13 protein-coding genes are annotated in these 13890 nt (G+C 43.0%); 7 read left to right on the forward strand and 6 right to left on the reverse strand.

Annotated elements, in window-relative coordinates:
- Positions 1-10 precede the first annotated feature (10 nt).
- A complete protein-coding gene (locus tag DXX92_RS00815; RefSeq protein WP_245961375.1) occupies positions 11-2554 on the forward strand; it encodes a M14 family zinc carboxypeptidase in 2544 nt (847 codons plus the stop codon).
- Positions 2555-2565: 11 nt separating this feature from the next.
- On the opposite strand, the gene DXX92_RS00820 is transcribed toward DXX92_RS00815, so the two are convergent.
- A complete protein-coding gene (locus DXX92_RS00820) occupies positions 2566-3327 on the reverse strand; it encodes a ComF family protein (protein WP_115998693.1) in 762 nt (253 codons plus the stop codon).
- A 151-nt stretch (positions 3328-3478) separates the two neighbouring features.
- Here DXX92_RS00820 and bioH point away from each other — a divergent pair, with 151 nt between their 5' ends.
- The 4 genes from bioH (at position 3479) to DXX92_RS00840 (ending at position 6302) form a co-directional block, all read left to right on the forward strand.
- Positions 3479-4270: a pimeloyl-ACP methyl ester esterase BioH gene (bioH, locus tag DXX92_RS00825; protein ID WP_115998694.1), complete on the forward strand. Its 792-nt coding sequence runs from the start codon at positions 3479-3481 to the stop codon at positions 4268-4270.
- A 158-nt stretch (positions 4271-4428) separates the two neighbouring features.
- Entirely contained in the window at positions 4429-4716 is a 288-nt protein-coding gene (locus DXX92_RS00830; RefSeq protein ID WP_115998695.1) for a hypothetical protein, read from the forward strand.
- 20 nt (positions 4717-4736) lie between these two features.
- On the forward strand, positions 4737-5846 hold the full coding sequence (locus DXX92_RS00835) for a putative metalloprotease CJM1_0395 family protein (RefSeq protein ID WP_115998696.1): 1110 nt from the start codon (positions 4737-4739) through the stop codon (positions 5844-5846).
- Positions 5847-5969: 123 nt separating this feature from the next.
- Entirely contained in the window at positions 5970-6302 is a 333-nt protein-coding gene (locus tag DXX92_RS00840; RefSeq protein WP_115998697.1) for a hypothetical protein, read from the forward strand.
- Here DXX92_RS00840 and DXX92_RS00845 read toward each other — a convergent pair.
- From DXX92_RS00845 to DXX92_RS00855, 3 genes are all read right to left on the reverse strand, one after another.
- Entirely contained in the window at positions 6299-6826 is a 528-nt protein-coding gene (locus tag DXX92_RS00845; RefSeq protein ID WP_181901663.1) for a phosphoglycerate mutase family protein, read from the reverse strand. The two genes, DXX92_RS00840 and DXX92_RS00845, sit on opposite strands and share 4 nt — an antisense overlap.
- 13 nt (positions 6827-6839) lie before the next feature.
- Positions 6840-8261 carry a Si-specific NAD(P)(+) transhydrogenase gene (gene sthA / locus DXX92_RS00850; protein WP_281269061.1) on the reverse strand — a complete coding sequence of 474 codons (1422 nt, stop codon included), beginning with the start codon at positions 8259-8261 and terminating at the stop codon, positions 6840-6842.
- 183 nt (positions 8262-8444) lie between these two features.
- A complete protein-coding gene (locus tag DXX92_RS00855) occupies positions 8445-9563 on the reverse strand; it encodes a fatty acid desaturase (protein WP_115998699.1) in 1119 nt (372 codons plus the stop codon).
- Positions 9564-9737: 174 nt separating this feature from the next.
- On the opposite strand from DXX92_RS00855, the gene fabR reads away from it, so the two are divergent.
- Both fabR and DXX92_RS00865 read left to right on the forward strand, forming a co-directional pair.
- Complete coding sequence (fabR, locus tag DXX92_RS00860; RefSeq protein ID WP_115998700.1) at positions 9738-10364, forward strand: HTH-type transcriptional repressor FabR; 627 nt, start codon at positions 9738-9740, stop codon at positions 10362-10364.
- Positions 10365-11336 carry a hypothetical protein gene (locus tag DXX92_RS00865; RefSeq protein WP_115998701.1) on the forward strand — a complete coding sequence of 324 codons (972 nt, stop codon included), beginning with the start codon at positions 10365-10367 and terminating at the stop codon, positions 11334-11336.
- A gap of 77 nt (positions 11337-11413) precedes the next feature.
- Here DXX92_RS00865 and trmA read toward each other — a convergent pair whose 3' ends face one another.
- Together trmA and DXX92_RS00875 are read right to left on the reverse strand one after the other, a co-directional pair.
- Positions 11414-12508, reverse strand: a complete 1095-nt coding sequence (gene trmA, locus DXX92_RS00870) for a tRNA (uridine(54)-C5)-methyltransferase TrmA (protein ID WP_115998702.1) — start codon at positions 12506-12508, stop codon at positions 11414-11416.
- Between the two features lie 81 nt (positions 12509-12589).
- Complete coding sequence (locus tag DXX92_RS00875; protein ID WP_147301910.1) at positions 12590-13408, reverse strand: hypothetical protein; 819 nt, start codon at positions 13406-13408, stop codon at positions 12590-12592.
- Positions 13409-13890 lie beyond the last annotated feature (482 nt).

A 13890-nucleotide genomic window follows, 5' to 3' on the forward strand; every position in this document is an offset into this window, starting at 1 on the left:
AAACAGGTGTTTGACTGTTAGTACGGGCTTTTTACTTAGCCTTTTTACGCTGACAGCGAACGCTGCTGAGCTGAGTTATTACTTGCCAAGCACGGATAATTACGCTGCACAAATCAGTAAACCATCGCAAGTATTGGGGTTTGGCGTTGGCGAGCGCCATTTAAGGCATGATCAATTGCTAGATTATATGTCACAACTTGCTGGGCAATCAGAGCGTATCAAGCTCACCGAATTTGGCCGTACCTATCAGCAACGTAAACAGGTATTACTGACAATTTCTTCGCCAGAAAATCTAGCCAAGTTAGATAGTATTCTAACCAATCGTCAAAACAATAAGATTGGTGATGACGATCCGCTAGTGGTTTGGTTAGGTTACAGTGTTCATGGCGACGAAATCAGTGGTGCCCATGCTTCGATGTTGGTTGCTTACCACTTGGCTGCATCACAAAGCGACGAAGTAAAACAATGGCTTGATGATATGGTGATTGTTATTGAGCCGAGTGTGAACCCCGACGGTATGGACAGATTTGCTAACTGGGTAGCAACATTCCGTGGTCACGCGTCAAATAGTGATCCTAACCATATTGAACACAATCAAAGTTGGCCGACGGGACGCACCAATCATTATTGGTTTGATTTAAACCGTGACTGGTTGCTACTTAGCCAGGTGGAAAGTGTTAATCGTCTGAAGATGTATCACCAATATCAGCCTAATGTCTTAGGTGACTTTCATGAAATGGGCGCGAATAGTAGCTATTTCTTCCAGCCAGGTATTCCAACGCGAACGAATCCATTAACGCCTGCTAAGAATGTCGAGTTGACACAAAAGTTAGCGGAGTTTCATGCTAAGGCGCTCGATGAAGAGCAGCGTTTATATTACACCCAAGAAAGTTTTGATGATTTTTATTACGGCAAAGGCAGTACCTACCCTGATGTTAACGGGGCGGTGGGTATTTTGTTTGAGCAAGCGTCAAGTCGTGGTATGCAGCAAGATACGGTAAACGGCTTGTTGACCTTTGAGTATGGTATTAAAAACCAATTGTTAACTTCATTTTCTACCTTGCGCGGTGCTTGGCAGCAACGAAGTGAACTGGCTGAATATCGAGAAACTTTCTACGAGTCAGGCCTTAAAGCGGCGAAAAAAGAAAAATATGCGGGCTATTTGTTTACCGAAAGTGACGATAACACGCGTTTAAGTTTGTTCTTATCAAAGCTAGCACAGCATCAAATTGAAGTATTCCCACTAAGCGAAGATTTTCGTTTGAATAATCGCGTTTTTAGTGCCGAGCATAGTTATTTTGTCCCTTTGGCTCAGCGCCAATATCGACTAATTCAAGCCTTATTCACTAAGCAAACGGAATTTGCTGATAACACTTTCTATGATGTTTCTGGTTGGACGCTACCGTTAGCCATGAATATTGATGTTAGTGAAGTAGCGCGCACTTGGGGCCTTAAGCTGGCGAATAAGCCATGGCAGCAAAAGGGGCAACAGCCAAGTGAGCTTGAAGGGGCTGCTTATGCCTACGCGATAGAATGGCAAGACTATCTGGCACCTAAACTATTAAATAAGCTACTTGCCAAAGGGCTGCAAGTAAAAGTCGCTACCAAGTCTTTTAGTAACCTTGATGCTGGAACAGAGCAAACATTTGCACCAGGTACTTTGCTAATTGCTGCTGGCATTCAACAGCAAGGTGACTGGTTTAATATCTTAAAGGCAGAGAGCGAAGCACTAGCATTACCCGTATTTCCACTAAATACAGGATTAACAATTAATGGTATCGACTTAGGTAGCCAATCGTTCAAACTGATTGAGGCTGCCAAAGTATTATTGATTGGTGGTTACGGGGTATCTCAGTATGAGGCGGGTGAGATTCGCTATTATTTAGATCAAGAACTTGAAATTCCTGTTTCTATTGTTGATAAACAGCGTTTGAGCAAGCTTAATTTTGACGATTACAGCCATGTGGTTATGGTTGATGGCCACTATGGTGATTTATCAAAAAGCGTGACCAAGAGGCTGTCAAACTGGCTACATCGAGGGGGCGTTGTTTTTGCCCAGAAACGTGCTGCCAAGTGGTTAGCAGACCAAGAGCTACTGCAGGCAAGCTTTGCCACCAAAGAACAACTTGATCAGCTATTCGATACTGACAATTTAAGTTATCAAGACAAGCAAAGTTTAACGGCTCGCAAACGCATTGCAGGTACAATTTTTAACGCAGAAATTGATACCAGCCACCCGTTAGCGTTTGGCTTTAAGAGCAATAATTTACCTGTGTTCAAGAACAGCAGTTTAATAATGAATAAGCCGAAAGTGCCATTCGCAACTGTGGCTAAATTTGGCCAGTCACCATTACTTAGCGGTTATGCTGACGAGAATTTGGTGAATCGATTAGCACATAATGCCTCGCTGGTTGCCCATAATGTCGGTCGTGGCAGAGTGGTTGCGACCACCGAGAACTATACATTCAGAGGCTATTGGCAAGGTACGGCAAAAATTTTGGCAAATACGTTGTTTTTCGCAACGGCATTTGATGTCGCGGCTAAGTCTAAATAGTCGTACTGAGTCTATAAGCTAAGCGCTAAACAGTAGACACTCACCTTAGCGACATTAGCCGCTTTCAATAGGCGGCTAATTTCACTCACCGTTGCTCCTGTGGTAACGACATCATCAACCAGCGCAACGTGCATGCCCTCTAGCTTTACACGCTTGCCCGTTACTTCGTTGCTTGTTTCATTACTTGTTTCGTCAGTGAGTAACGCAAAGTTGTTTTTCAACTGCTTACGCCGCAGTTGACCGGATGCTTGCGCTTGCGAACCTGTTTGAGTTTGCCGTACCAAGCAACCTGCGTTGCATTGAACCTTGAATACCTTGGCAACAGTTCGTGCTAACGGTAAGGTTTGATTGAAACCTCGATGCTGCCAGCGGTTAATGTGAATGGGGACAGGCATCACAATATCTGGCGGGCGAAAGTCGCTTAGCTTAAGCAGCTCATTTAAATGAAAGCTCAGTACTCGGCAGCAAAGCCGTTGATACTGCCAACGGCCTAAGTATTTGAACTGTTTTAACCAGTCGCTCATGGGGTATTGATAGGGGGAAATCGCGATTAGGTGGTCAAATGCACATTTGCTGTAAAGCCCGTAGATTTCAGGTCGATTTAGCAAGTCTCCGCTAAGGCTGTCTAACTGAAAACGTGGGATTAATGAAACACAGTGGTCGCATAAAGCCACTTGTTGGTAAATTGGTTGCTCACACAATTCACAATAATTAAAGAGATGGACTAATTGTGTCGCTTTGGCGACAAGCTTCTCAATAGTGTCAGTTATCACAGGCAATCCTTGCCACAGTTAGTTAATCCTAGAATTCAGAAACATTAAAGCCAACTAGATACTTGCCTAAACAGGAATGCTGTTATCAAAGCTAGGCTGGCGCTACTGCTTTCGTTAAACTAAGTCATTAACTTATTATTTATAAGCAAGCATGGCACAAAGTTTAAAATTTTCGAGTATTGGACATGGGACACCTATTGTTTTGTTGCATGGGTGGGGGCTAAATAGTGGTGTTTTTGAGCCACTCGCAGTTAAGCTCGGTGAGCGCTTCAAAGTGATATCAATTGATTTACCGGGCTATGGTGACAATGTTGATTGCCTACCTGCACATTATCAATTGGCTGAGCTCGCCGAACTTGTTTATCAGTCCGTTGCCGAGCCTGCTGTTTATTTGGGCTGGTCACTAGGCGGTTTAGTGGCAACCCAAATTGCTCGAACAGCTCGACAAACCGATGTGCTGGGTTTAGTGCATGTTGCGACTTCTCCTTATTTTGTTGAAGCTCACGATTGGCCCGGCATCAAGCCTGAATTGTTAGCAACTTTTCATCAGCAGCTTGCCAAAGATATTGGTAAAACCTTGTCAGGCTTTTTGAAAATTCAGGCAATGGGCAGTAGTCATATCAAAGAAGACATTCGTCAAATCCAGCAGTTGGTGATGGCGAAGCCACTTCCTAATAGAAAAGCTTTAGAGCAAGGCCTGCATATTCTGGCAAGTGCGGACACAAGAGCAGACTTGGCTCAAATCACAATGCCTTTTCTGCGCATGTACGGAAAAATGGATAGTTTAGTACCGAAAAAAGTGATTAATTTGGTTGATAGTTTAGCCACAAATAGTGACTTGGTTGTTTTTGATAAGGCGTCACATGCACCATTTATTTCGAATTTTCAGGAGTTTGTTGAACATTTGAACGCTTGGTTAAGCGATAATACGGGTCACTATTAAATTATTCACACCCCTTACCCTGATTGACTTTTAGGCAGTTCTGCTCGATAATTGAACAAAGATGTCAGTCGTCTGACTAAGTAGTTATACACAGTGTTGTTTATATTGCGATAAGCACTGTGAGTTTTAGTTCATAAGACAGATTTTAGGAGTAGGTGATGGATGTTCAATCAGCCTTTAATGCAGGCTTACAAGGGTTTACGAACGCAAATCAACGTTTAAATGAAACTGCGGCCAATATTGTTGATGCGACAACAATCACCGAGCAAGAGCGCAGTGAATTTGAAAGCCAAGCAGCACAAGCTGGTTTAGCTGGTGAGTCTGAGCCTAACCTTACCGAAGAGGTTGTTAACCTTCGCGTTGCTGAATTCCAAGCTCGCGCCTCAGCAGAAGTTATTCAAACGGCCGATGAAACACTCGGTACGTTACTTGATGTTACCGCCTAGTACCTAGCATATACCTCGCGATGAATATTACGACGCAAGTTAATCAGCTACCTTTAGCGACAGTGGTCAACCCGCCCACTGACAGCCTGCGTCGTGACAATGTTCAGCGAGAAGTTATTACACAAGCGCCAGCGCTTAGTCAGAGTGCTGCAGAGAAAGGCGTTGCTAGTGAGCGTGAGCGTGCCAGAACACCGGCACAAAACGTTGAAGAAGGTATTGATTTTGCTGCTATTCAAGAGCAAGCAGAGCGAGAAAGTGCCAGCATCAATGAGCGTCAACGAGGTCAAGATCAATCTGGTGAGCAGCAAGGTCAACAAGAACAAGGGCAAAGTGCTAATGCCCAAGCGGAAGATGAGAATAGCGGTGAGGACTCCAATACGAATAGCCGTGAGTTAACGCCCGACGAACAACAAGCGGTGCGTGAACTTAGTGCCCGCGATTTGGAAGTTCGAACTCATGAGCAAGCGCATGCAGCGGTAGGTGGCCCATACACTGGCGCGCCAAGTTATAGCTTTGAAGTAGGCCCTGATGGCCGCCGTTATGCGGTTGAAGGTGAGGTCTCGGTAGATTTATCTGAAGCTGGCTCACCACAAGAAACAATTACCAAGATGCGTAGGGTTTATGACGCTGCGCTTGCTCCTGCGAACCCTTCGACGCAAGATTTACGTGTTGCGGCAGAAGCTTCTCGTATTATTGCTCAAGCGCAGGCTGAAGTGCTCAGGCAGCAAAGAGTGGAAGAGGGTGAGGAGCAATCACCACAACCATCAGGTGATGGTCGGCCAACAATCAATAGCTTTGGCTCAGAGCGCACTGCTGAACTTGGATCTGATGACGCGAGCACTAACCTTGATTCTGCAGTATCGGCAACGCCAGCGGTTAGTGTGCCCAGCTCAAGCTTTTCAAATCTAGATGCAGATACAGGTGCAAGTTCACAGCAAAGTGATTTTGCCCGCGATGACTTCGATAGCTTTGTCCAATCAACAATTCAGGCGCAAGAATCAATTTCTCCGAGTTTGCCACAGCGGCCTGAAGAAATTGACCAAAGAGCAGGGGTGATTGAGTCGCGTTATTTGGCGATCAACCAAGCCTATGACTTGCCACCTAGAAGCCAGTTTGTCTTGCAAGCATAGTGGCTTACGTTTGGTGATTGTGTGCTACGGAGCAAGTCACGTATGATCCATTTTCTTTTCCATAGACTCCTACCGTCGATTAATGCAATAAGCAGGTACTTGTTACCTCTGTGCATCTTACCAATGACCAGTTTTGCTCAGCCAGATAAACCAATGCCAGATAAAACCATGGATGTAAGTCAAACAATGACAGCAAAAGAGTATCAGCAGCAGGGTTGGAAAACAGGTAAAGTGCATTACCTAAATTTTGAAGGCGGCTTTTATGGCATTGTTACCGATCAAAATGAAAAGCTTCTGCCAATGAACTTGCCTAAAGCATACCGAATAGAAGGTACGGTGTTAGCGTTGAAGGGAGAATTTATGACCGATATGCTAACGACCCAGCAATGGGGCAAACTTTTCAAAATTAGCGACTATAAAGTGCTGGAACTTGGCGTAGAAGCCAACACTCACTAGCGACATCGCAGCGATTGAGTCAGATCAGTTACTACCATATCCGTAATCTCGTTGTTCTGATCAGTGGTTATGACGACCTGATATAGATGGCGAAAATTATCTTCTGGAATTTTGTCAAAAGCCTTGCCGGTGAGCAGTGACAGCAGCATGGGAATGGTATTACTGTGCCCGACTACAAGCGCGTTCAATTTTTTTTGTTTAAGCACTCTTGCTAATTGTTCAAGTCCATTGGGTGCATATTGAATCACGCTGAGTTGTTTAGCCGTCGCTGTTGGTTGGGCAGTTGCCAACGTTCTTTGGTAGCTGGTGCTATAAACCGCATGAATCTCAACGTTGCTGAGTGTGTCAGCAAGTAACATAGCTCTTTGTTGGCCGCAGTTTGTCAGTAAGGGGTCGGCACTGTTTGACTGTTTCTCTGCGTGTCGCGTCAAATATAAACTGAAACTTTCTGCGAGAGCCGGTGGCGCTAGAGCAGATAAAAATACCTGCCCTGCAAAAACCACACTTAGCAATAACTTAGGCAACAACTTCATCGCACTAAAACAGGCGATTTAAGCCATTGAGCGCCGCAACGCGATAAGCTTCTGCCATTGTTGGATAGTTGAAGGTTGTGTGAATAAAGTATTCAATGGTATTCGCCTCGCCTTTTTGCTGCATAATGGCTTGGCCGATATGCACAATCTCAGCAGAACGTTCACCAAAGCAATGAATGCCTAAAATTTCTTTGGTATCGCAGTGGAAAAGAATTTTTAAGCTACCGACAGGACTAGCACCGATTTGTGCGCGAGCTAAGTGTTTAAATGAGGCTCTGCCAACTTCATAAGGGATTTTTGCGGCTGTGAGCTCTTGTTCATTTTTACCCACTGACGACATCTCTGGAATGGTATAAATACCCGTCGGGATATCTTCAATTAACTGGCCTTCAGTAGAGATATTGAGAATGTAGTCAGCGGCAATACGACCTTGATCATAAGCCGCACTAGCAAGGCTAGGGTAGCCAATAACATCACCAATGGCGTAGATATTATCAACCTCGGTTTTGTAGGTGCTATCAACGGTCAATGAGCCACGTGAATTCGCCGTTAAACCTATATTCTCAATGCCGAGCTTGTCGGTATTACCGGTTCGGCCGTTGGCAAATAGTATGCAGTCAGCTTTCATGCGCTTGCCTGATTGCAGGGTTAATACAACACCGTCATCTCGACCTTCAATTGCTGAGTATTCTTCACCGTGGCGAATCACGATACCGCTATTCCAGAAATGATAGCTTAGTGAATCTGTCATCTCTGCATCCATAAATGACAATAGGCGATCGCGGGTATTGATTAAATCAACCTTACAACCTAAACCTCTGAAGATTGATGCGTATTCACAACCAATAACACCAGCACCATAAATGATGATGGACTTTGGCTCATGTTTTAGCGACAAAATGGTATCAGAGTCATAGATACGAGAATGAGTAAAATCAACATCTGCTGGTCGATAAGGTCGTGAACCGGTAGCAATGACAATTGTTTTGGCGCTTACTTGCTCACTTGAACCATCTGGGTACTGAATGTGTAAATTGTGCTTATCAATAAAGGTAGCTTCGCCGTGGTAAACCTTGACTTCGTTTCGGCTATAGAAACCGCCGCGCAAACGCACCTGATCACGAATCACTTTTGTGGTGTGCTGTAAAATATTATCGAAGGTTAAGGTCGCCGCTTTTTCAGATTGATTGAATAGCGGATTACTGTTGTACTCAACCAAACGACTGACGGAGTGACGCAGCGCTTTCGACGGAATGGTGCCCCAATGAGTACAGCCGCCGCCAACTTCATTATGTTTTTCGATAACTGCAACTTTCTGGCCTGCTTTGGTGAGGTTCATTGCTGCGCCTTCGCCACCTGGACCTGTACCAATGACGATTGCGTCAAAGTCGAATGTGATTTTTGATGTAGATTTTGCTTTAGCCAAGTTACCTTCCCCAGAAAACAGTTTGGTGAAATTTTACCAAGAATTAGTAGGATAGGTAACTAATTATACGCGTTCTGATTGACGATGCCGAAATTGGCTGCGAAAGAGTTAGGATATTATCGAGAGGCAGTTTGCCGAAATGGTCACCCGTTTCGGCAAATTGGAATAGCTTTAATAAAAGTGCTAGGCAAGTTTTGCGGTTAGCAGTTGCCAGCTCTTACGCTGCTCAGCAAGTGTTTGCTTAAGCTCTGTAAATTGTTTGATCAGCTCTGAATTTTCAACTTCTGAAAGCAATTTATCTTTTTTGTTCACTAATACCTGCTTTTTAAGCTCGTAAAATTCATTTAATTTAGCAATTAACAAATCATACTCAGCTTGTAGCTTTTGACGCATTTCTTCTGCTTGAGGGTGCGCACTTAAACGCTGTTGACTGCGCTTTAAGGTCATTGCCAATTTTGCTTTTTCGACCTTGTCTTCCGGTGAAGTACGTAACTTCGAGGTTAAGCCAATATAATTACAACCTTTGATTAACCACTTGGTTGGATCAAACTGGTACCAGCGAATGCCATTGCGATAATCATTTTCAAAGATATGGTGATAGTTGTGGTAACCTTCACCAAAAGTAAAGAAAGCTAACACACCGTTATCGCGAGCAGTGTTTTTATCTGTGTAGGTTTGCTTACCCCAGATATGAGCTAGTGAATTAATAAAGAAGGTTGTGTGGTGGCTCATTACTAAGCGGAAGAAACCAACTAACAACAGGCTGCTGATCACGTCGCCATGCCATAAACCAAATGCCAATGGCACACCAAAGTTCATCGCTAAGGTTAGGGCAAGGTAGTGTTTGTGTTGCCACATAACAATTTTATCTTTTTGTAAGTCACGCACATTGTCATAGTTATTATAACGATGCGCTTGGTACTCACGAAGCATCCAGCCAATGTGTGAATACCAGAAGCCGCGTTTCGCTGAGTATGGGTCTACATCATTGTTGTCGACGTGCTTATGATGAATACGATGATCTGAAGACCAATGCAAAATACTGTTTTGTAGTGCAAATGCACCACCTAGTGCATAAATCAGGCGTAAGCTCCAGTGTGCCTGATAAGTCTTGTGTGACCATAGTCTGTGATACCCTGCTGTGATTGACATACCACAGTAGATAAAGCAGACAATTGCCATAGTTATTTCAGCACCGTCGAATCCATGGGTTATAGCACGGTATGGCACGGCGATGGCAGCAAACAAGAAAGTGATTAAAAACACTAAAACGTTTAGCCAAATAATACGAGGCTTATTCATTAATTTTCCGATTTAGATATTTGAGCGTACAAGTGTTCACTATTTTAGCTGGCGCAGATATTGAGTCAAGCCGAGAAATGTTGATCTGTGATAAACTTCACCCAATTGTCATCACCTGACAACGGAATTTCAATTAAGTATTATGACTAAGTCTATAAAAACAAAGGTAATCTAATGGCAGGAATTCGTGCCCAGCAAAAAGAGAAAACTCGTCGACAATTAATTGATGCAGCTTTAGGGCAATTAAGTGCAGATCGCAGCTTTTCGAGTTTGAGCTTACGCGAAGTGGCCAAAGAGGCGGGCTTAGCACCAACTTCGTTTTACCGTCACTTTTCTGATATGGATGAACTTGGGTTAACGCTAGTTGACGAAGCTGGCTTAACGTTACGTCAATTGATGCGTCAGGCACGCCAGCGAATTGCCAAAGGTGGCTCGGTTATCAAGATATCTGTTCATACCTTTATGGAATTTATTGAGAACAACGGCAATATTTTTCGATTATTATTGCGCGAACGTTCTGGCACATCAGCGGCTTTTCGCGCGGCGGTTAATCGTGAAATTCGTTATTTCACGCTTGAACTGAGTGATTACTTGCAAGAAGCCAACAAGCTAGACGCACAAGTTGCACTACTCCAAGCAAAAGCTGCCGTAACGATCGTGTTCAGCGCTGGCGCTGACGCTCTAGATATTGATTTGAAAGAGCGAGAGGAGTTAGCTGAAAATGTGGTGCAACAGTTGCGATTTATCGCGCGTGGAGCCAGTGACTTTTCTGCTCGATTAAGAGTTAAAGAACAATTGTAAATGCGTAGGGCGGCAACTGCTTTTTTACTTTTTGTAGCGGTAGCTATTGTTGTTAACTCTCTATTGCAATGTTCTAAGGATAGGCAAAATATTGTTAGCATAGGCGATAAAAAGGACACAACTTTAATAGCACTAGAGCACAAGTTTAGTGACACTGCTGATGTCTGTTTACATGATAGCAATGAACAAAGTTGCCCAGAAAGTTCAAACGCCTTAGATGCTGAGACAAACGGTCAACCTCGAGAAGAGCTAACAGGCATTGATAGGCAATCAACCAGTAGCTGGAAGTTATCAACGCCACTGTATACTCAATTAGCTCAACTTGAATACTTGAGCGCAAATGGAAATTTGCAGGCTGCATTTATACTTGCCAAAAATCTGAGATACTGTTTTTACACTCCCAGCGATGAAGCGAGTTACCAAGATAGAGTCAATGAAGCGCTCGATAACAATGAAGGTGATAGTTTCCTTACCAAACTTGCTGAAAACTATGAATATTGCCAAGGGGTAATGCATGCGACCAAAAAGCAATTTGCTCATTATTTAGCGGTTGCAGCAAATCAAGGTCTTCTTGACGCCATGCTTGACTATGGTTTCGCTAATACCGAGCTCTTAGTAAAGGTAGAAAGTGAAACTCGCTCTGCATTGACTGCAAGAACTGAGGTGCTGGCGGCTCAGCAAGAGTATTTAAAAACTGCAGCATTGCAAGGGCATGTGAAAGCCATCGCGCGTTTGTCTGATAATTTATGGCAGCAAAAGTTTGAAAATAATGACGGTAGCCAAGCTTTAGCGTATCTCTATCTGTTGTTGGAATTAACAGACGATAGTCAACTATATAGTCGATACCAATGGCAAGAACAGCGCATGAGCAAGCAACTCTCACCAGAAAAAGTGGCTCAAGCAAGAGAGTTAAGCCAAGATTTACTTAGCAATATAGTTAGCAATATCCAAAGTGAGCTAAAAACTCGTTAGCTCACTTTGGCTTAGAAAATGTCGTCTAGAAAATGTGGTTTGCAATAAGCGCTATATAGGTTAGCGCGTTGCTAAGATTAACGGCGTTTAAGGATAACACCCGTTTCAACATGGTGGGTGTAAGGGAATTGATCAAATAAGGCAAACTGCTCGATATGATGAGTTGTCGTTAGCGCCTGTAGGTTGTCTTTCAGTGTTTCCGGGTTACAGGAAATATAAACAATTAAATCAAATCGTCTAACTAATTCAACGCTGTCTGGGTCTAAACCTGCACGCGGTGGATCGACTAATACCGTATCAAATTTGTAGCTGGTTAAATCAAAGCCATCCAATCGTCTAAAGGTGCGCTCGCCATTCATTGCTTGAGTGAACTCTTCACTCGACATACGGACAATGTCAACATTATCTATATTGTTCGCTTTGATATTGTATTGCGCAGAATTGACCGATGTTTTCGATATTTCCGTGCCTAAAACACGATCAAAATTCTCGGCTAAGGCAAGGCTAAAATTCCCATTTCCACAATATAGCTCAATCAAATCGCCGCCACGACCTTGGGTTGCGTGTTTTGCCCAACTCAACATATGCTGGTTTACACCGCCATTTGGCTGCGTAAAGCTATTTTCAACTTGCTGATAATGATATTGCTTACCATCGACGGTGAGTGTTTCAACTACATAATCTTTATCAAGAATAACCTTTTGCTTACGGGCACGGCCGATAATGTCTGTTGGTGCGATTTTGGCAAGCTCAGCTTTCAATGCTTGCGCTTCTACTTGCCAAGCATCATCTAACTGTTTGTGGTAAAGCAGGCTTACTAACAATTCACCACTTAATGTTGAAAGAAAATCAACTTGAAATAGTTTACGGCGCAGCAATTCATTCGCTTTAACAAACTGAATTAAAGCTTGCATTGCATCATTGATCAAAACGCTTGCTACTGGAAATGTCGTCAGCTTAAACTTTTCTTTCGTTTCACTGTTGAACATGATGTAGTCAAGGTCATCACCATCATGCCAAACACGAAACTCAGCACGTAAGCGATAATTTAGCGGTTCAGATTCAAAACACTCAAATGTTGGAAGTGTGAATTCAGCAAACATTTCGCGGATTTGCTGTTGTTTTTGTGCAAGTTGTTGTGGGTAATTATCAGGATGAATATGACTAAACATAGAAACGCCTCAATTTCAGGGAGCGCAGATTTTAACCGTAACTGCGCATATGTCTAGTATTATGGCTGATAGTTAAAGCGACTACTTAGCTTCTTCTGTAATATTGGCAAATTCGTCAGGCTTTGCGCCACCGGCTAACGCGGCATCAATTGCAGTGGCTTGGTTCATACCATTGGCAATTGCTGTATCAACAATCTTGCGGTTATCAATGTGCTTATTCTGACTTACGGCAGTCGCTACAACCTCTTCACTCTGTTCTGGCACAATTCCCAATGCAGTAGAAACGAAAGTCGTGATTTGGTCAGGTAAGGCTTGAATTGCACCTGATAGAATTTCAGCAAACTGTTCAGGGAAACTAGATATGGTTGACTCAACAATTGCATCTTGATGAAAATCGCTGGTACTAATGGCAACTCTGACAATATTTTGAATTTCTGCAATATCATGTGATGCAGCCGTTTCCACGATTTCACTGGCATAAGCTGGATCTGACTCTACTGCAATACGCACGATTTCTTGACTATCCACTAATTTACTGTCGATTGCCGCAACAACCACATCGCAGGCCAGTGCTGGTTCTGCATTAATGGCACCGCGAACAATCTGTTCGTATTTATCAGGGTATAGTTCTAAAGCCACTGGAATAACTAAATCTACCTGTTCAGGATAACGACCTAAAATAGTACTAACACTTCTTCCTATATTAACGTTGGCTTTTGCTTGTTGTTTAATGAATCCTGCAATTATACGTTTGCTTTTAGCATCCTTACTTGGGTCACTTGCATAACTGCTAAAACTAATAACTATAAATAACCAAATAAAAACTAGGATACGCATCATTATTCTCTTTTTTGTATTTGCGCTTGCTATATTGCTACGACTAAGGATACTGCTGTTCATATACAACTCATTGACTATAAGTGAATCGAAATGTTTTCGCCTCTGTGTATTTATCCAGCGAATTCACAGGTTTCATTAGCATATAGGACTATTATTTGGTGATATCGTTCAATAAAACAGCGAACAGTTAGAAAGTTGAAATTAGCTGTTGACGCCCAGCTAAAAATCTCTAAAATGCGCATCCACTTCCACGGGGCAGCCCAACGAAGTGTTTTGATAAGTTTAGTTAGCAAGTTTGCTGAGTAAACGGGTCAGATAACTTAGAAAAATGTTTTACTTATTTTTTAAGAAAAGTTTTTCAAAAAGTTGTTGACATCAAAACTAGGAAGCGTAAAATGCGCATCCGCTCTCAACGAGAGAGCAACCACAAAACACGAGTGCGATGTTTTGTTTGAATCGCAAGGTTCAGTTCTTTAACAATTAGTTATCATGCAATTTGTGTGAGCATTCACATGATGTTGATTTTACAAATATAGCTAAGC

The sequence above is a fragment of the Thalassotalea euphylliae genome, assembly GCF_003390395.1.
GTDB lineage: Bacteria > Pseudomonadota > Gammaproteobacteria > Enterobacterales > Alteromonadaceae > Thalassotalea_F > Thalassotalea_F euphylliae_C.